Origin of the sequence: Corynebacterium minutissimum (assembly GCF_000805675.1) — a bacterium.
Taxonomy (GTDB): Bacteria; Actinomycetota; Actinomycetes; order Mycobacteriales; family Mycobacteriaceae; genus Corynebacterium; species Corynebacterium minutissimum.
The window spans coordinates 355933-373158 of record NZ_JSEF01000015.1; the positions used below are offsets into that span (position 1 = coordinate 355933).

Annotated in this window: 14 protein-coding genes and 1 tRNA gene; 6 read left to right on the forward strand and 9 right to left on the reverse strand. The window is 59.1% G+C overall.

Annotation, left to right across the window (positions count from 1 at the left end; genetic code table 11):
• Window positions 1-86 precede the first annotated feature (86 nt).
• Window positions 87-1106: an alpha/beta fold hydrolase gene (locus tag NX84_RS09690; protein WP_039676206.1), complete on the reverse strand. Its 1020-nt coding sequence runs from the start codon at window positions 1104-1106 to the stop codon at window positions 87-89.
• 26 nt (window positions 1107-1132) lie between these two features.
• On the opposite strand from NX84_RS09690, the gene NX84_RS09695 reads away from it, so the two are divergent.
• Window positions 1133-1435 (forward strand): acyl carrier protein, encoded by a 303-nt coding sequence (locus NX84_RS09695; RefSeq protein WP_039676207.1) that lies wholly within the window; start codon window positions 1133-1135, stop codon window positions 1433-1435.
• A complete protein-coding gene (locus tag NX84_RS09700) occupies window positions 1432-2211 on the forward strand; it encodes an HAD-IIA family hydrolase (protein WP_039676208.1) in 780 nt (259 codons plus the stop codon). Before NX84_RS09695 ends, NX84_RS09700 begins: the two co-directional genes overlap by 4 nt.
• A gap of 3 nt (window positions 2212-2214) precedes the next feature.
• On the opposite strand, the gene NX84_RS09705 is transcribed toward NX84_RS09700, so the two are convergent.
• The 3 genes from NX84_RS09705 to NX84_RS09715 all read right to left on the reverse strand — a co-directional run bounded on the left by NX84_RS09705 (window position 2215) and on the right by NX84_RS09715 (window position 4487).
• On the reverse strand, window positions 2215-2664 hold the full coding sequence (locus NX84_RS09705; RefSeq protein WP_039676211.1) for a hypothetical protein: 450 nt from the start codon (window positions 2662-2664) through the stop codon (window positions 2215-2217).
• Between the two features lie 337 nt (window positions 2665-3001).
• The gene (locus tag NX84_RS09710) at window positions 3002-3805 is read right to left on the reverse strand and encodes a serine hydrolase domain-containing protein (protein ID WP_039676213.1); all 804 of its coding nucleotides are present in this window, start codon (window positions 3803-3805) and stop codon (window positions 3002-3004) included.
• Between the two features lie 10 nt (window positions 3806-3815).
• Window positions 3816-4487, reverse strand: a complete 672-nt coding sequence (locus NX84_RS09715) for an excalibur calcium-binding domain-containing protein (protein ID WP_039676214.1) — start codon at window positions 4485-4487, stop codon at window positions 3816-3818.
• A 127-nt stretch (window positions 4488-4614) separates the two neighbouring features.
• Between NX84_RS09715 and NX84_RS09720 the strand changes: the two genes are divergently transcribed.
• Complete coding sequence (locus NX84_RS09720; protein WP_231913796.1) at window positions 4615-6282, forward strand: alkaline phosphatase D family protein; 1668 nt, start codon at window positions 4615-4617, stop codon at window positions 6280-6282.
• 130 nt (window positions 6283-6412) lie between these two features.
• Here NX84_RS09720 and NX84_RS09725 read toward each other — a convergent pair whose 3' ends face one another.
• The 5 genes from NX84_RS09725 to NX84_RS09750 form a co-directional block, all read right to left on the reverse strand.
• Window positions 6413-7969: a mechanosensitive ion channel domain-containing protein gene (locus tag NX84_RS09725; RefSeq protein WP_039676217.1), complete on the reverse strand. Its 1557-nt coding sequence runs from the start codon at window positions 7967-7969 to the stop codon at window positions 6413-6415.
• Between the two features lie 53 nt (window positions 7970-8022).
• Window positions 8023-9627, reverse strand: a complete 1605-nt coding sequence (locus tag NX84_RS09730) for an ABC transporter substrate-binding protein (RefSeq protein WP_052319739.1) — start codon at window positions 9625-9627, stop codon at window positions 8023-8025.
• A 46-nt stretch (window positions 9628-9673) separates the two neighbouring features.
• A complete protein-coding gene (locus NX84_RS09735) occupies window positions 9674-10750 on the reverse strand; it encodes a trimeric intracellular cation channel family protein (RefSeq protein ID WP_370664348.1) in 1077 nt (358 codons plus the stop codon).
• Window positions 10751-11264: 514 nt separating this feature from the next.
• Window positions 11265-11714: a Panacea domain-containing protein gene (locus NX84_RS09745; protein ID WP_039676220.1), complete on the reverse strand. Its 450-nt coding sequence runs from the start codon at window positions 11712-11714 to the stop codon at window positions 11265-11267.
• Between the two features lie 116 nt (window positions 11715-11830).
• Window positions 11831-11904: transfer RNA gene (locus NX84_RS09750), tRNA-Ile, on the reverse strand.
• Window positions 11905-12197: 293 nt separating this feature from the next.
• Between NX84_RS09750 and NX84_RS09755 the strand changes: the two genes are divergently transcribed.
• The 3 genes from NX84_RS09755 (at window position 12198) to NX84_RS09765 (ending at window position 16618) form a co-directional block, all read left to right on the forward strand.
• Entirely contained in the window at window positions 12198-13526 is a 1329-nt protein-coding gene (locus tag NX84_RS09755; protein WP_039676222.1) for an AAA family ATPase, read from the forward strand.
• Window positions 13527-13590: 64 nt separating this feature from the next.
• The gene (locus tag NX84_RS09760) at window positions 13591-14010 is read left to right on the forward strand and encodes an organic hydroperoxide resistance protein (RefSeq protein WP_039676224.1); all 420 of its coding nucleotides are present in this window, start codon (window positions 13591-13593) and stop codon (window positions 14008-14010) included.
• 343 nt (window positions 14011-14353) lie between these two features.
• Window positions 14354-16618: a DEAD/DEAH box helicase gene (locus NX84_RS09765; RefSeq protein WP_039676225.1), complete on the forward strand. Its 2265-nt coding sequence runs from the start codon at window positions 14354-14356 to the stop codon at window positions 16616-16618.
• Window positions 16619-17226 lie beyond the last annotated feature (608 nt).

Consider the following 17226-nt stretch of genomic DNA (forward strand, 5'->3'; position numbering starts at 1 on the left):
ACCGCATAGGGGCCCTAACTGACGGAAAGTTCCCCAGATCTTCACGGTCTGGGAGGATCTGCGTCAGTTAGGGCCCCTCTGTCGTTTCACGTCGTCGTGTCAAAAACCCCGTCGAGAACTCGGCCCAACGCCTTGGACACTTCGCTGGGTTCTTCCAGGATGACCATATGCCCAGCACCATCGATAACGGTGAGGTTGGCGGAAGGCCAGTGGCGGGCAATGACCTTGGATTGGCGGTGAGGGGTGACAATGTCCTGTTTGCCCACCACAATTTCGCCCGGAATATCGCGCAGACGAGCGGCGGCACCGAATTCGGAGTGCTCCACGAGGTCATCGAAGAAACCGGAATAGCTCGACATCGGGGTATCCAGCAACATGGACACGTGGAACTGAAGCTTGTCCATCTGGGGGAAGCCCTGCAAGAACGCCGCGAAGGCTGGGGCCACCAGAGCTGCTATCTCAAAGCGCGCGTTGTTTGCGCGTTCGGGAAGCCGCAAGCAGGTCCGGTACACCGCTTTCATAAACTGTGTTTCGAGGATTCGCGCGAACCCCGCTGCGGCAAAGCGCTGCATGGAGGTCGACACCAGCACCATGCCGTCAATGCGCTGGGCCACCTGTCGAGGTGCGCGCCGAAGGAGATTGAGGGCAATCATCCCGCCCATGGAATGGCCCAGCACGACGAGAGGTCCGGAAGCGGCACGTTCAGCAATAACGGCAAGCACATCATCGGTTGCGCCCCGAACCGTGCACTCGGAGGGGGTGACGTGGGTGGTGAGGCCGTGGCCGCGGACGTCGACAAGCAAGCAGCGCACCGAGGGGTAATTCGCGCGGACGTCGTCGACTTGGGAGTAGAAGCTCTCCGCAGACAAGCAGTATCCGTGAATAAAAACAGCGGTCACCGCAGCATCAGAAGGCCCAACTTCATACCAGGCCACGCGCACGCCATCGTTGTCCACGAAGCCGTGGTCACTGACCTGCGTCAGCCCTGGTTCCGTGGTGAGATCGTGCAATTGAGAATAAACAGTATGCTCGACGCGACGCATTTGTGGGCGGACCCGGCGGGTCCAGCTGCGGGCGATTGCGGAGGAGCGTGCTCGATAAACCATGACATTTCAATACTAGACTGATGCACATGGCTAACGACCTTTCCGCACAACTCGCAGCCCGCTTCGGCTCAGCACCGGCCGAGGACACCGATTCGGCACCTGCCGGCGACACGTACGGCGAACTCACTCGCCTCATCACGAAAGTCACGGGCATCGAGGAAGGCTTGGAGCGCGATGCCCTTCTAGAAGACCTTGGGGTGGAGTCGCTGGAGCGCATTGAGCTGGCCGTTCGCCTCGAAGAGGCCTGTGGTGTGCGCCTTGATGAAGAAACCATGCTCTCCGTGACCACGGTGGGCGACCTTGCTGATTATCTGGAGGAACACTCGTGATTTCTTATCTCTCTGACATGGACGGCGTCCTCATCAAGGAAGGGGAGATGATTCCCGGCGCGGACGCCTTCATCCAGACGCTGAAAGATAATGACATCGAGTACATGGTGCTGACTAATAACTCGATGTCTACGCCGCGGGACCTCTCCGCACGCCTGAAGAACACCGGACTGGATATCCCGGCGGAGCGCATCTGGACTTCGGCTACGGCTACCGCTGCGTTCCTCTCGAATCAGGCGGGGCTGTCCACCGCTTACGTCGTGGGTGAATCTGGCCTCACCACTGCTCTGCATGAGGCGGGCTGGATTCTCAATGACACCGACGCGGATTTCGTGGTCCTGGGTGAGACGCGTACCTACTCTTTTGAGGCCATCACCACCGCCATTAATCTCATCCGCAACGGTGCACGTTTCATCGCCACCAATCCCGATGTCACTGGTCCGGCACCCCAGGGCGTACTGCCGGCCACCGGAGCGGTGGCTGCACTTATTACCGCGGCAACGAACCGCGAACCCTACTACGTGGGCAAGCCGAACCCGGTGATGATGCGCAGCGCGCTGAACAACATTGGCGCACACTCGGAGAACACCGTGATGATTGGTGACCGCATGGATACCGACGTCAAGTCTGGCTTGGAGGCCGGCATGCGCAGCATCCTCGTGCGCTCGGGTATCAGTGATGACCGTGAGATTGAACGCTACCCGTTCCGCCCGACACGCATCATCGATTCCGTAGCAGATCTCCCTGAGCGCATCTTCGATCCTTTCGAGGATTAGGGCTTAGGCTGCGCGCTTGACGACGGCCCGAAAACCGTACTCCCCTGCCAGCATCTCCACCGCACGGCCCAGGGCCTCCAGCTCGCTGGGCGTGCCGGTGAGCACTTGACGGCAGCCGATTCCTACGCCGCGCGCAGTACCGTTCAGCGATTTCCCGCTGACGGGGTCCCAGTCGGCATCGCGGCACCAGCGGGTGCACCACTGCGCGGTGAGGGGATCATCGCCAGGCACGATGAATTCGCTCTCGCTGCGAATGCAGCGCGCCATAGCCCGCTCGATCGCTGGGCGCAGGCAGCGGGGCATGCCTGAAATCTGCAGCACGGCTGTGCAGACCTCACCGCTGACACGGTTGGGCCAGCTTTGTGCTGCATGAGCGAGCGATTCCCAGTCTGGGCTCGCTGACGAGACTGACGCAGATGCGTCAGCCTGCTGCGGGTGAACGCGTAGATTCACTCCTGTGTCTCCTTTGACGTCCGTGTGATGGCACGCCGACTCAAGCCGACGCAAGACGAGCTTCGTCTTCCCCTACGAACTTGTCTGCATCACATGCGGTGCGTCTGAAGTGTGACCACAATCTTCCCCCTGCCACTCGCACCCCATCAACCCTCAACCTGCACTTAAACCCCCGCTGTCTCAACGTAAACTTGAGACTTACCCCCTAAAAATCACCACATCAATCACTGAAGTCACAGGCGTTAACATGAACACCAGCTGCACATCACAGCCCCAGCGCCCCCACTACCCCCGCGCGGATCAGCTTCGCTAGCCGCGCGAGGCTTTCCCGGCGCGGCTAGCGGGACTGGCATTCCTCCCAGATGGCCGTGTTGGTCTCTGCCCACAGGGGCTTGCACCAGTCTCCGAAGTCACGGTCAGTCAACGCCACCATGGCCCACTCGCCAGCGATCCAGAGGAAGGTGCCGCTCATGCCGAAGTGGCCAACAGCATCGGAAGGCAGGCTGCCCATCCACTGGTCTTTCTCACCATGAATCTCAAAGCCCAAGCCCCACGTGCAGTCTTTGAAGCTGCCATAGCCCGGCACAATGCCCCGCAGACCAGGAAATTGGACGCGTGTCATCTCAGCCACCGTTGAGGAGTCCAGCAGCTGTGGCGACTGCACCTCACGGGCAAAAGCGACAAGGTCCTCCACCGTAGACGTCAGCCCATGCCCAGCAGATCCCTCAAGCGTGGTGGCGGACATGCCCAAGGGAGCACAGACACCTTCAGCAAGGTACTCAGGGAAAGGAATCTCGGTGGCCTTCTCCACCACCTCTGCGGCCCACTCATAGCCCGCCGAGGAATAGATGCACCGCTCCCCCACAGGTTTCTGTGGTTCGCGGGAATCAAAACCCACGCCGGCGGTATGCGCCAAGAGGTGGCGCAACGTAGAGCCTTCAGGACCAGCTGGTTGGTCCAACTCCACCGCACCTTCTTCCACGGCCACCATCACCCCATAGGCGGCCACCAGCTTGGTCACTGACGCAACGGGGAAGCGGCGGGAAGCATCACCCACCTGCTCCACTACCTCGCCGCGGTGCAGCAGCGCACCGGCAACGGTATCGACAGGCCAGGACTCGATGGAAGAAAAAGCGCTCATGCGCTCTAGCTTAACGAGGATCGCGCTCGCAGCCTACGCCATCACCATCGCGGTCAAACTTGGACTGGAAACCCGGGTCGCTCGGGTAGATGGGACGGCCCAGTGCGTTCCATACATCAAGGCAGCGACCGTAGGTAGCAGGAGCCGGACGTGGTGCCGGGGCAGGTGCAGGTTTCGGAGCCGGCTTCGGCGCAGGAGCTGGCTGAGGCGCAGGCTTAGGGGCCGGAGCAGGCTCGGGCTTCGGCGCAGGGGCCGGGGCAGGAGCAGGTGCCGGTGCCGGAGCGGGTGCTGGCTTCTGTGGCGACGGGATGACTCCCGGCAGCGGGTTCGGGATGATGCCCTGCTGCACGGCCCAGTACACGCCACCAGCGACAGCGGCGAGAACAGCAGCGGTGATGCCCACGCCCAAGGCAATCTTTTCGCCCTGGGAGGACTGCTGGCCTTCAGCATCGCCAGCTTCTTCCTTGCTGGACGATTCCACGTTCAGGTCAGACGACAGCTCACCGCCGAGTTCAGACACCGAGGATTCAGACGGAGAGGATTCAGACACCGAAGCTTCCGAGGTGGCCGGCTCCACAGCGGGAGCGTCGACCTGCGCGTGTGCAGGGCTAACGACAGACAGAGACAGAGACAGAGATACAGACAAAGATGCGACGAGAACCGCGCGAGAGAACTTCTTCATAAAAATAAGTTATAGCCCTAAACTTCTTCTCCTGGAAATCCCTCCACCCCTTGGGGTAAAGCCTTCGTAACATGCGGGAAAACGGTTTTTAACCAGCGGGCGAATTCTCACGCCTCAAGTTGCGCTTATGCTTCAGTGGAGAAACCGTGGAGGCATGCGCCGTTCCTTCTCTCGTCGCCGCCTCCTTCATGCCTCCGGCTTGGCCACCGCCACGGCCGCTTCCCTCGCCGCTTCTTCCGCCTCCGCTGCTGACCCCAACTCCACCGCTTCACTCGGCTTGGTAGACCCGCCGCAAGGCGAACTCCCCTTCCTCCATGGCGTGGCCTCAGGAGATCCGATTCCGGATTCGGTCATCCTCTGGACGCGCGTGACCCCCACGGATGAGGCGCTCCCGGGCAGTGGGCTGGGCCCTGCGGTCACCGTGGAGTGGGAGGTGGCCCGGGATGGGGAGATGGGGGACGTCGTCAAGCGCGGGCGCACCCTAGCCACTGCGGAGCATGACCATACGGTGCACGTGGACCCGCATGGTCTGGAGCCAGACACAGTGTATTTTTACCGCTTCCTCGTAGATGGGGTCTCCTCCCCCATCGGCCGCACCAAGACGGCACCGGCGGCGAGTGCGTCACCGGAGAAGCTCACTTTTGGTGTGGCGTCATGCGCGAATTGGGAATCGGGGTTCTTCAGTGCCTACCGTGACATCGCGCAGCGCGCACATGCAGATCAGCTCGATTACATGGTCTTTTTGGGCGATTACATATATGAATACCGCTCCGGGGCCTATTCCGGTTTCGGCCCGGTGCGCCTGCACCACCCAGCACACGAGATTACGACGCTGGCGGATTATCGCACGCGCTATGGCCGCTACCGTACCGACCTTGACCTGCAGGCAGCGCACGGCGCGCTGCCGTGGGTCGTGGTGTGGGATGACCACGAGATTGCGAACGATAACTGGTCTGGCGGCGCAGAAAACCACGACCCGGCTACGGAAGGCCCGTGGGTTACGCGTCAGTCAGCGGCCATGCGCGCCTATTTCGAGTGGATGCCGGTGCGCGCTACTGCGCCGTCGGAGGCAGGGCATCTCTACCGTTCGCTGACTTTTGGTGATCTGGTGGAGCTGACCATGATGGATCTGCGTACCTACCGCGATGAGCAGGTCTCCTGGAACCCCGTGGCTTTCACTGAGGAAGGCCGCTCGATGCTGGGTTCGGAGCAGTACACCTGGCTGCTGGGCAAGATTGAGACCTCACAGGCCAAGTGGAAGCTGCTGGGCAATTCCGTCATGTTTGCCCCGCTCAACCTGGTAACGCTGCAAGAGAATTCCATCACCGCGCAGGTGGCCAATGCCCTCACGAGCAACATCACGGGTATCCCCGTTAATGGGGATCAGTGGGATGGGTATTCCGCGGAGCGCCGAGCGCTTATCGACGTTCTCCCGGACCATACCCTCTTCCTCACCGGGGACATCCACACCGAATGGGCCCACACCATCTCCAAGGGCGACCGCATCGTAGGAGCAGAGATGGTGTGCGCCTCCATTTCTGCGCCCAACATCAACGAGGCGCTCAACATGCGCCCGGGTAATGCCGTGTCCCACACCGCGCAGCAGGTTCTGCGCGCGGCCAATCCGCACTGCAAGCACGTGGATCTGGACAGCCACGGCTATAGCTTCGTCACCGTCACTCGCGAGGAAGCCCACATGCGGTGGATGCGCGTCGAGGACCTACTCACACCGGATTCCCCGGTTCATGAAGCAGTATCGATGACGTTTAAGCCGGGCGTGGGTTTTATTAATTAATTCCCCGAATCCAGTAACGAAGGGTCCTCGGGGACCGATAAGTCAGATGTAACGCTTCACCGCGTTGCATCCCTATCACTCATATGTCTCATGCGCTCTCTCCCGAGCGTCTCCCACGGTGAGCCTCCCGTTAGTTCGCGGTAGAAGGCTCGGTGGCGCCGGCAGTCGCCACCGCCGTCTCCGGCACGTGGGATTCCTTGGTACCCGTGGCGGTCTCCGTGGCACCCTCAGTGCCCGAACCGCCACCTTCTACTGCTTCAGGAGTATCCACCGGCGCTGGTGCGACGGACGTCTGATCCTGCGCGGCATCCTCCGTCGCCCCGTCCGTCACCTCTGCGGTGGGCTCTTTACCTGTGCTTGCCGGCGTCTCGTGCTCACTCGGCCCGGGTTCCGGCGTAGCGGACTCCGTAGATGGGACTGCGGATTCCGTAATTTCACTCATCCAGCGCGATGGAGACAGCCACCCGGCATCCACTCCATCCGGGTTCGCGGAGGCCAGCCACAGCGCGCCAACCACGCCAAGGCCTGCTAGGAGGCCGGTTGTCGACGCCCTCACGCGCCCACCTACCGTCCAGAAATAGGCCCACTTATTCTTCGGCTTATCCGCACGCCAGATGCCTCGCCGGTACTCGTCCTGTTCTTCGTCCTTGTCGCTATCCGAGTACGCTGGACGGCCCGGCCCATTGTCATTGCTCGTGTCCGTCTTGGCCACGGCCCCGGACACCGCCTGTGACGCTTCCTGCGACTCTGCAGCTGATCCTGCAGCCTTGTTTGCTGCCTGCGCCTTCGCTGCTGACATGACCGTCGGGGGCGCCTCGTTCAGGTCCACAGGGAGTTCATCCGGGATAGCTTCCGAGTTCGGCAGCTTATACAGGTCCCAGAAGGAGGCAAGCAAGGCCGAACGAATGGCGCGTTCCACTGCCCACTGGCGCGCAGGGTTGACTTGCACGAGCACGCGGTACTTGACTTGCCACGGCTGGCCGGCGACGGTCGGCGCCACGATTCCGGTCGCGGGGAGAACATCCAGCTCGCCGGCCACATCTGCGCGAATATCCGGGGAATGGATGGCATGTTCCGAAATCTTCTCCACGCGCGCGGTAATGTCCGGCAGGTTATCGCCCTCATGAACCGGGATGGCGATATCCACCACTGCACGCGACCACTCTTGCGAGAAGTTCGTCACCACGCCCGCCGAGCCGTTAGGCACCATGACTACCTCGCCTGTAGGGGTGCGCACGGTCGTTGTACGCAGGGTCAAGGACACCACGGTGCCCTCCACGCCCGTCACGCCGTCGAAGCTCACGTAATCGCCCACACCGAACTGCTTCTCCGACAGAATGAAGAAACCCGCGAGGAAATCACCAATAATGCTCTGCGCGCCGAAACCAACGGCAGCAGACACGACCGTTGCAGGGATGGCCGCTCCCAGGGGCGGCACGCCGAGGTTGGCCAATGCTGCGACGATAAGAAGGAAATACGCCACCGCCTGGGCCACGTACACCAGCGCGCCGGCCAGCGCTAAGCGCGCCTTGGTTGACTCCTCGTTCTCATCGAGCCGCGACTCGATTACGCGCACGGCCAGACGGCCAATGCGAGGAATGAGAATCGCCGTGAGCAGCATGCCCAGAAGCGGCAGACCGTGGTCGACGACTGCCTGCCAGATGGCGAACATGTAAAACTTCAGCATTGCACCAAGAGTAGACCTCGATGCTGCCAGAAGCCTTGGAGAATCAGACCACCTTAGCGCTCAGCGCGGTGAATAAGGTAGTAGTTGGGCGTTGGCTTCCACGTGTATCCTGCCGGAACAATATCCTTGCCATAGGCCCCCAAGGACTTCGACGTCCACAGCGGAATCGCCGGCATCGCCGTCACCAGCAGGTCCTGGGCCTCGGCATAGTACTTGTGGGCTTCGTCCTTGGTGCGCGCCTTGCCAGCCTTCTCCAGCAATCTATCGAACTCCCGATTATCAAACCCAGACTCATTTGCCGCCGAGTAGGAGGCAAACAGCGGTGCTAGGAAGGAAGACTCGTCTGGGTACTCCGCCTGCCAGGACGTGCGGAACGCACCAGTGATATGGCGGGCAGTGACCTGTTGACGCAGCTCCTTGAAGGTATCGATGGGACGTCCTTCCACCGGCACACCGAGGGTATCTTCCATCTGCTGCGCCACGGCATCGACCCACTCCTTGTGGCTGCCGTCAACGTTGTAGGCAATGCTGAAGGTCCCCTCGAAGGGATCCATCTTCTCCGCCTTGGCCCAGAGCTCGCGAGCCTTGTCTGGCTGGTGAGTCAGCACCTCCGCATCTTGCGGTGCTGGCGGCATCTCTCCATGCAGCGGCGCGATAAAACCATTCGCTGGAATCACCGTGTCATAAAACAGTTCACTAGCTAGCTTCTCGCGGTCTATGGCCATCGACAACGCTCGGCGGCGCAAGCGACCTGCCTCACCACTGAAATTAGACTCATTAGCCGGGATGGTGATTTCCATCATGGAACCCACTGGCCTGCTAAAAGCTTGCGAACCCAACTCTTCTTCAAACGTTCTGAGCTTCTCCGCCGGAATGTGGACCAGCACGTCCAAGTCTCCCGATACTAAGTCCTTGTAGGCCTGACCCTCTGAGGGGTACACCACGAACTTGATGCCCTCATTCTGCGGAGTGCGCGGGCCCGTATAGCGCGGATTAGGCACCACGGTCAGCGCTTTTTCGTGCTCCCACGAGGCCAAGACATAAGGCCCGTTGCCAATGGGATCAGTACCGCGTTCGGCCAGTTCATCCTGATCCTCAGAACGCATAGGGAAGAAAACCGAGTAGCCCAAGCGCTCGATGAAGCCACTAGTGGGACGGGAAAGCTCAATGCGGAAGGACTTCTCCCCCGTCACCGTCAACCCGCGCATGTTCTTCTGGCCCTCATGGAATCCCAGAATCGGCTCGAAATGATGCGCCGAGAGCAGCGACTGGCGCACAGCGGTATTCCACGTATCTACGAAGTCCTCGGCATCGACATCGGAGCCATCAGCAAAGACCGCGTCATCCCGGATAACCACGTTATAGGTCGTATCGTTGACCTGGGTCACGGATTCCGCCATGTCATAGTGCGGCTTGCCAGATTTATCGAGGTACATCAGGCCGGAGTACACCAGATTGATAATGGTATGTCCGCAGACATCATTGGAGTCTGCTGGTATGAGAGAATTCTGCGGTTCCGAAATGTCGGTGGTGATAAGGTCTAGGCCTTCAGTGTCCATGGGTGCTGTGTCCGCTGTACACCCAGTAGACACAGCTGCCGCAGCACACGCTACGGTCAGCGCTGCTATTACTCTGCGGCCCAGGCGAACAATTCTCACCTTTGACTCCTCTCGTCCGCACCTACTTTAACGTATTTATTAGCTTCTAATCATCTCTTTTCTCATAGCGCCGCATAAGTTTTTCCACCAGCTCATCGGTGAGCTTGTCATCAGACAAAATACGGTCCAGAAGCTCACGCGGCGTGGGCCCATCAGTGTTCTGGGAATCATAGGAGTCACCAGAAAGGTCTACGCCAAAGTCAGAGTCGGTATCGGAGGAGGCCGCCGCCATCTCTGCAGACATCTCGGCGACTTCTTCGTTGAAGGAATCGAGGAACTCGGAGGCGTCGATAGTCGCGTCGGCCCTGCGCTTTCCTTCCCGCACCTCACGTTCAATGCGGCGCTGCAGGGCCTTTTCCATCTGGTTGTGACGCCATGCGCGCAGCTTGGTCGGCTCCAAGCGGCGGCCAACGGCACGGCCTTTATTCTCCGCCTTGCGCGCCAAAACCATGACATAGGCCGCGGTGTCATTCACCGGCGCCCACTCTTGACGAGCAGGCACGCGCCAGCCCGCCCAAATACCCAGCATGGTCAGGACAAAGGAGACGATGGGGCCAATAATGACGCCCCACGCCAAGTGACCCGTGGAATTCGCCCCCAACACCACCAGCGCGCATGCCACCGCCGGAATCACGGTGGGGGTGTTATCACCGAAGATGGCCGGCTGACGGCCCATGACGATGTCACGAATCATGGAGCCACCCGTGGCCGTAAACACGCCCATCATGATGCAGGGAATGAAGGGCAGGCCGTAGGCAATGGCCTTGAGCGCGCCTGTCGACGCCCACAGGGCCGACACCACCGCATCACCATGAGACTGCACATAATCCCAGGTCTTGCCCTTGAAGTAGACAAAACGCGCAAGGAGCGCCCCGGCGAAGGCGAGGTAAAGGTACTCCGGCTGGCTCATCGCCGCTACCGTGCCACGGTTAATGAGCACGTCACGGGTCATACCGCCGCCGAGGGAGGAAAACATCGCGATGAAGAAGAAGCCCACGATGTCATAGCCGCGCTGGCGGGCCATCGTGCCGCCAATCATGCCCATGAGAAGGACGCCGATAATGTCGGACCAGTAATACAGCGACTCGATTAACGGGTCCATCTCAACACTCATGTGGGTCATCGTATCGGGTAGCGCGCCGATTCTCGCATTAAGGGCACTCTGACCCGCACTGTGGATGCTGCAGTGAGAAAGGAAGCAGTGTCGTGCTAGTGCGAGTACAACTTGCCGTACGTGTTCTCTATCCAGATTACGTAGAACACTTCCCTGTCTTTCCAGCCCACAAACGGCAAGTTTCCCTTGTGGCGGTAGACCCTAAACCGCGATAAGTCTTGAAAAGGCTGTGGGATGTCAGGCTTAATGGCAGTAGCAGGGATGTATTCAGAGCCCAGCCCATGTTTTGGATGCTGCGTCAATTCTTTCCATGTGAGGATAGACCGCCTGTGCCATTTTTCTAGGAACTCCGCTCGCATGGAATCATCCATTTCTTCAAAGCCCCATCCCTTTTGGAGAAACCTAGTGGATAAAAGCGGATAGTCCTCTCGAGTACTGCCTAGAGCATCAAGAACGCCCTTCTCTGGTGTGCTTCTTGCTGCGCGAACTGGGCGAGTCCCCCTTCGTTTATTCTTGCCCACGGCTAGCAGAAATAGCTCTTTAGATCGGCATCAGTGATTTCCAGCCCGCGCTCGCCTCCTACAAAGTTTCTTTGCCAAGGAGATTCCGTGTGCGTTTTATTCCGCAGCGCCCATGCAGAAAATGGTCCGTACTTATCCCAGACCTCAATCAGATCCTGTTCGACATCACGAAAGTCATTCCAGTTAAAATCCTCTGAGACAAAGTCGTCTGGGTCAATCGGAAGCTTTCCGTAGTGTTTTAGCTGGTGATAGATATCCACGACTACAGGGCCGTGCGCCCAAGCTTCCATTCGTTCAGGGAATAGTGGAACCCCCGAAGAGGACCGCATATACAGCCCTTTCGCATAATACAGAAGCTTCTGAAGCTTAAGCTGCGTTATCTCAGCGTCGTCGGTCTCATCCGCCCACGCGACGAACCATTCGGCAATCTGCCGTGCCGTATGTTGCTCCATGACAGTCCTCCCTTCCTTCCCCGTCAGAGTACAACAAGGCTTGGACATTCACCCAGCACAACGTTGCATTGTCATGACAAAGGTGCTCCGTCCCACGGAAAAGAGGCTGCCTACTGTGGGGCCACCGGGGCTCGAACCCGGGACCAACGGATTATGAGTCCGTAGCTCTAACCGACTGAGCTATAGCCCCGCGTATTCCCTGCTTCCATGTTCGCACCAGACCTCAAGCCAGCCGTGCCATGTTCAGCAGTGAATCCGCTCCCCGCAACATTAATCGGCAGGGTAGAAAAACAGCAATTTGCCGCTCCTCGTCGTTGTTCTTAAAGACCGGTACGGATCGATCATTTAAGGCCTTGGATCTTCGAGTTTTTGGGGCGTTATTTGTTAGTAATGTACTTCGCCACGGCACTAGTCGGCGGATTCCTGCGCCGACGCAGCAGGCCCCTCACATACGACCGCGCAGGCTTGTGTAGCGTAGCGGGCATGAGGCTCCTTTCCTTCAGCGTGTCGAACTTCCGTAGTATCCGTGCAACGCAAACGCTGTCGTTTTATCACCACTGGACGCACTCGACGCCACCCGAAGATGGCTGGGATTCGGTAAGCCAGCCCATCACCGTGCTGGTGGGCCCGACGGCGTCGGGAAAGAGCAGCGTGCTCGATGCACTGAACTTTGCGCTGCGAGCTATTTCCTTATCTGCCACACAGTGGCTCGATGATGCCCCGCCTAATCAGCTGCCCCACGCGCCGTTTCGTCTTAACCCCACCACGCAGCGCCGCCCCAGTACCTTCGAGCTGGAGTTTGCCGTCGATGGGGTGCGCTACCTTTACGGTTTCCAGTGGAGCTACACCGGTGTACATACCGAATGGCTCAGCCGCGTGCCAGCGAATCGCTGGACCCCCTGCTTTGTGCGCAGCCGCGGGGAGGAAACACAGTGGACGCGGACGTTTATGGATAAGGGGGACGTCGCCAAGCTTGGCTCTGTTGAGGACACCGAGCTGATTCTGTCTGTCGGTTTGCGCGATGAGCACCCCGTGCTCGCCCCGTTGGCCCGCGCGCTGGTGCATGATGTAGCGTACCTGCCGCATGCGCATTCCACGGCTAACAATGCCGCGCGGTTTACCGCCCTTATTCGTGAGGGCAAGCTGCGCCTGCACGAGGCTGCCCCGCTGCTGCGCGCGGCCGATGCCGGCATCCATTCCGTACGGCTCAACCAGGACCAGATCCCACGGCATGTCTTCTGCCAGATGCGCCCGGTCATTAATGCGTTGAGCAGTACCGACGGCGCTATACTGCGCCCCGATGCTTTCCGCAGCTACTCCGACGCCGAAATCGAATCCCTGCTCCATGCGATCATCGTCGAGCACAAAGGCGAGGCCGCACATTATTCACTGAGCCTTACCGATGAATCCGGCGGCACGCAGACGTGGATGGCCACCGTGCCGCTTGTTCTCGACGTCTTGCGCCGCGGCGGCATCCTGGTTGCTGACGAGCTCGATTCCTACCTACGCCCAGCCCTGCTGGACTTCATCATCCAGGCCTTCCGCGAGCCCAGCATCAACGTCAACGGCGCCCAGCTCATCTTCGCCTCCCACACCTTCAGCGTGCTCGAGCGCGCCGCCGAGCTCGGACTCAATCCGGAAAGCTTCTGGTCCGTGGAGAAGACCGCCGCCGGCGAATCCGAGCTGCATAACCTTGCCGAAGTCTCCCTCGACAACCCCGACACCACCCATCGCTTCCTCACGGAGCGCTATGGCACCGCCCCGCGTGAGGCCCTCGACGCGCTCAAGGAGCTCGTCACGGCTAGCGCGTGAGCAAGCTTAGGTTCCCGCGTACAATCGGCGGCCACACAGCCCACAACATTCAAAGGAGTTACACATGACCGCCGCCTACACCACCGAAGCACTCTCCACTGGCGCTGGCCGCGATGGCCGCACCGTAGTCCAGGAATCTGACCTCGACTTCACCATGACCGCCCCGAAGGAAATGGGCGGCAGCGGCGAAGGTGTTAACCCAGAGCAGCTCTTCGCCGCCGGCTACGCCGCCTGCTTCCACTCCGCGCTCAAGGCCGTGGCCAAGGACAAGGACGTCGACGTCACCGACTCCGCCGTCGGCGCGCGCGTGACCCTCAACAATGGTTCCGAGGGCTTTTTCCTCAGCGCCGAGCTTGAAGTCACCATCCCCGGTGTGGAGCAGGAAGAAGCACAGGCGCTTGCCGACGCCGCCCACGAGATGTGCCCCTACTCCAAGGCCACCCGCGGCAACATCGACGTCACCGTCACCGTGGCGGAGAACTAGACGGAACGCTCCGCGAGGCCTCGCTGCACGGCGGTTGCACGTGGACGCTAGCATCGTCACAGGACACGAAGCGGCTATCTAAGCGCCTAGTAAAAGACCTTGGGCCGGCACTACTACACGAGCGACAGTGGTTTCCCTAGAAAAGCTCTGGAGCTTCACGCGACTCCAGGCGACAACGTTCCGGTGACCGGCTCGTCGCGCCTTCACCTTGAAACTGCCACTTGGATTCAATACTGAGTCCACTGGGCTCCTTCGTTTACTTCGAGTATCTGCGCTCAACCCTTTGGGTGAGTCTGTTCGACGATGGCCGCTAAGCTAGGGGAACGCAGAAGGAGCAATCGCTATGTCAGAAAAAGAACGCCTCCAAGCACTTGAGACTCGCGTTAGCGAATTGGAATCCCAGGTAGCCCAGCTGCTGGAGGCCCTCGGTGATACTCCCTCACGCCCTAGTCCCGCAGACACGGCGGCGCCGGCTAACGTTCATTCTGAAAAGCGCTCACCGGATGAGAAAATCGCGCTCTTCATGGACTACTTCGCGGGGAGGACAGATGTCTACGCAGTAGCCAACAACTCTGCGGAGAAGAAGGCGTGGTACCCAGCCAGCAATGGCTACTATGACCGAAGAAACCCAGACCTGAAGCCCCTGACACCAAAGGTAATCGAAGGGCATTTGCGCCGAGACAACCACTTCCACGTCGGGCTTTATCCACTGTGTACAGATGATAGCTGCCGGTTATTGTGCTGCGATTTTGATGATGACGACTTCAAACAAGCCGCCCGCGCCTACGCCGAAGAATGCAAGAACCAAGGCCTCGATCCACTCATAGAAGTTTCGCGCTCCGGAAACGGAGCTCATGTTTGGCTCTTTTTCGAGGAACCCATCCCTGCAAGCCTTGCCCGATCGGTTGGCATCGGACTTCTTGCCAAAGCTAGTCCGGATTCCTACTTCTCCAGTTTCGACCGCTTCTTTCCGTCACAAGACACGCTGCCGGCGAAAGGACGCGGTTTCGGTAACCTGATTGCTCTCCCGTTGGCTGGCCACCATCGATCCGCAGGCACAACAGTTTTCGTTGACGGCGCGTTTCAGGCATTGCCCGACCAATTCGAAGCTCTGGCGGGAACAAAGAAAACGACGCTCTCCGAGCTCAAAAGAATTTACGCTGAGCTTCAGCCCGATCCCGAGACATCCCTTCCCCAATCACCAACTCGCGAAGAGCTGAAGAATCTCAGAGCCTCCGGAAAAGTCCACGTCTCGCACGATTCTCACGTCCACGTCGATTTATCAGGCGTCGACGCCACCACCCGTACGGCCCTGCGGCACCTAGGCGCTCTTGCCAACCCGCAGTTTTATATAAAGCAGGCCCAGCGTTTCTCCACTTTCGGCACTCCACGGCTCATCGTACGTTTTGATGAAAAGGACCAAGTCCTCACGCTCGACCGCGGCACGCTCGATGACGTCCTCGACATCTTAAAGACTGCAGGATATACCGTCACTCGCCGCAGCCGGACGACCAAGTCACAAGTCATCGATGCATCATTCGCTGGCGAACTACGTCCATACCAACAGTCCGCCGTCACACAGATGTTCAAGCACAAGTCTGGAATGCTTATTGCACCTCCGGGCACTGGAAAGACCGTCATGGCATGTGCCATCATCGCCCAGCGTTCAGTCCCCACTGCAGTGATCGTTCCATCGAGGGAACTTGCTACCCAATGGCGCCAAGCCCTCAAGCAATTTCTCCCTGATGCTCAGGTCGGACAATACTCGGGCGCCAAGAAGAAGCTCAGCGGCGTGGTAGACATTGTCACAGCCCAGTCCATTAGCCGTAATGATTCCAAGACTGATTTTCTCTCTGCCTATGGACAGATCATCGTTGACGAATGCCACCGAGTCGGCGCTGCGGGTTTAACCAACGTCCTCGCACACCTTAATGTTCGTTTTATGCTCGGCATGACTGCCACCCCGTACCGCTCTGACGGCCTTGACAAGCTACTTCCCCTTATCTGTGGCCCTATCCGCCATACCGTCGAACTCGAACACCCTGGGCGCCGGAACTATGTAGTCCACAACACGGAGTTCACTTACGATGCTCCTTACCTATTCTGGCCCGACCTCGACACCGCTCTGGCGGCGGATGAGCACCGCAACCAACTCATCGCCGACGTCATCTCACAAGCCGCGAAGGACGAGCACACTGTCCTCGTTCTGGTGAAACGACGCGAACATCTCGCAGCCCTCAAAGCCTTGCTTGCCGACGCCTCCTACCCCGTCCTCCAGCTGCACGGCGGACAAAAGGCCACAGAACGGCAGACCGTCCGTGAGCAGCTTGCTGCAACACCGCATTTCGTCTTATTGGCCATGTCCCAGGTAGCAGGCGAAGGCATTGATCTGCCAGCACTGGACACTCTTGTGCTGGCCGCCCCAGTAAGCTTTCGTGGCGTTGTCATTCAACAGGTTGGCCGAGTCACTCGCGATACCGAGGACAAAGAGAGCATCTCTGCCACCGTGCACGATTTTCTCGATCCCAACGTCCCTGCCCTTGCCGCAGCCTTCAGGAAGAGGAGCTCTACGATTGCCAAGCAGGGGTTCACTCGCAACAACAGTTAGAACTGCCCCATGGTTGACTGATTGCTACTAGATTAGGGGCTGTGAAACTGAAATCCTTGTTGGCCACATCCCTCCCGTTTGTAGACGCTGCTTAAGGCAATCGGAGGAACTTCAAAGCGCTGGGTGAGCTACAGATCTCCCTACTCTGGCTTACCAATCGAAAGCGAGAATTGGGAATTGATGCACGGTAAAATCGAACATACAGCGAGCACACAACGATCGTAATAGAAAGAATCGTCAAGTTGATGCCAGACGACACGACTGTAAATTACAAAGTCTTCATTGGTTCTCCCTCCGATCTTGACGCCGAAAGGCGACAGGTAAGACGCGCGTTCAGCAGATGGAATGCCGAAGTAGAAGCCGGCAACCAGAAACCAAACTTCACGCTAGTAGACAGTTCGTTAACAGCACCTACTCTGAATCGCGCGCAATCTGAAATCAATAAACTGCTTAGAGAATGCAACTTTAGCCTTATTCTCTTTAAAGAAAGTTGGGGGACTGATCCCGAAAGAGGAGGGCCTTACTCTAGTGGTACCGTGTTATGTCCATAGGGTTTTTGGACATGGAGTCCGGTGTCTTTTTGGACACGGAATCCATGGAGGTCTTGG

Excerpts from the sequence above, each read along its gene's own strand:
- NX84_RS09745 (WP_039676220.1), bottom strand. The coding sequence starts at position 11,714 with ATGGAGCAACATACGGCACGGCAGATTGCCGAATGGTTCGTCGCGTGG.
- NX84_RS09720 (WP_231913796.1), top strand. The coding sequence starts at position 4,615 with ATGCTTCAGTGGAGAAACCGTGGAGGCATGCGCCGTTCCTTCTCTCGT.
- NX84_RS09735 (WP_370664348.1), bottom strand. The coding sequence starts at position 10,750 with ATGACCCACATGAGTGTTGAGATGGACCCGTTAATCGAGTCGCTGTAT.
- NX84_RS09690 (WP_039676206.1), bottom strand. The coding sequence starts at position 1,106 with ATGGTTTATCGAGCACGCTCCTCCGCAATCGCCCGCAGCTGGACCCGC.
- NX84_RS09765 (WP_039676225.1), top strand. The coding sequence starts at position 14,354 with ATGTCAGAAAAAGAACGCCTCCAAGCACTTGAGACTCGCGTTAGCGAA.
- NX84_RS09710 (WP_039676213.1), bottom strand. The coding sequence starts at position 3,805 with ATGAGCGCTTTTTCTTCCATCGAGTCCTGGCCTGTCGATACCGTTGCC.
- NX84_RS09760 (WP_039676224.1), top strand. The coding sequence starts at position 13,591 with ATGACCGCCGCCTACACCACCGAAGCACTCTCCACTGGCGCTGGCCGC.
- NX84_RS09715 (WP_039676214.1), bottom strand. The coding sequence starts at position 4,487 with ATGAAGAAGTTCTCTCGCGCGGTTCTCGTCGCATCTTTGTCTGTATCT.
- NX84_RS09725 (WP_039676217.1), bottom strand. The coding sequence starts at position 7,969 with ATGCTGAAGTTTTACATGTTCGCCATCTGGCAGGCAGTCGTCGACCAC.
- NX84_RS09755 (WP_039676222.1), top strand. The coding sequence starts at position 12,198 with ATGAGGCTCCTTTCCTTCAGCGTGTCGAACTTCCGTAGTATCCGTGCA.
- NX84_RS09695 (WP_039676207.1), top strand. The coding sequence starts at position 1,133 with ATGGCTAACGACCTTTCCGCACAACTCGCAGCCCGCTTCGGCTCAGCA.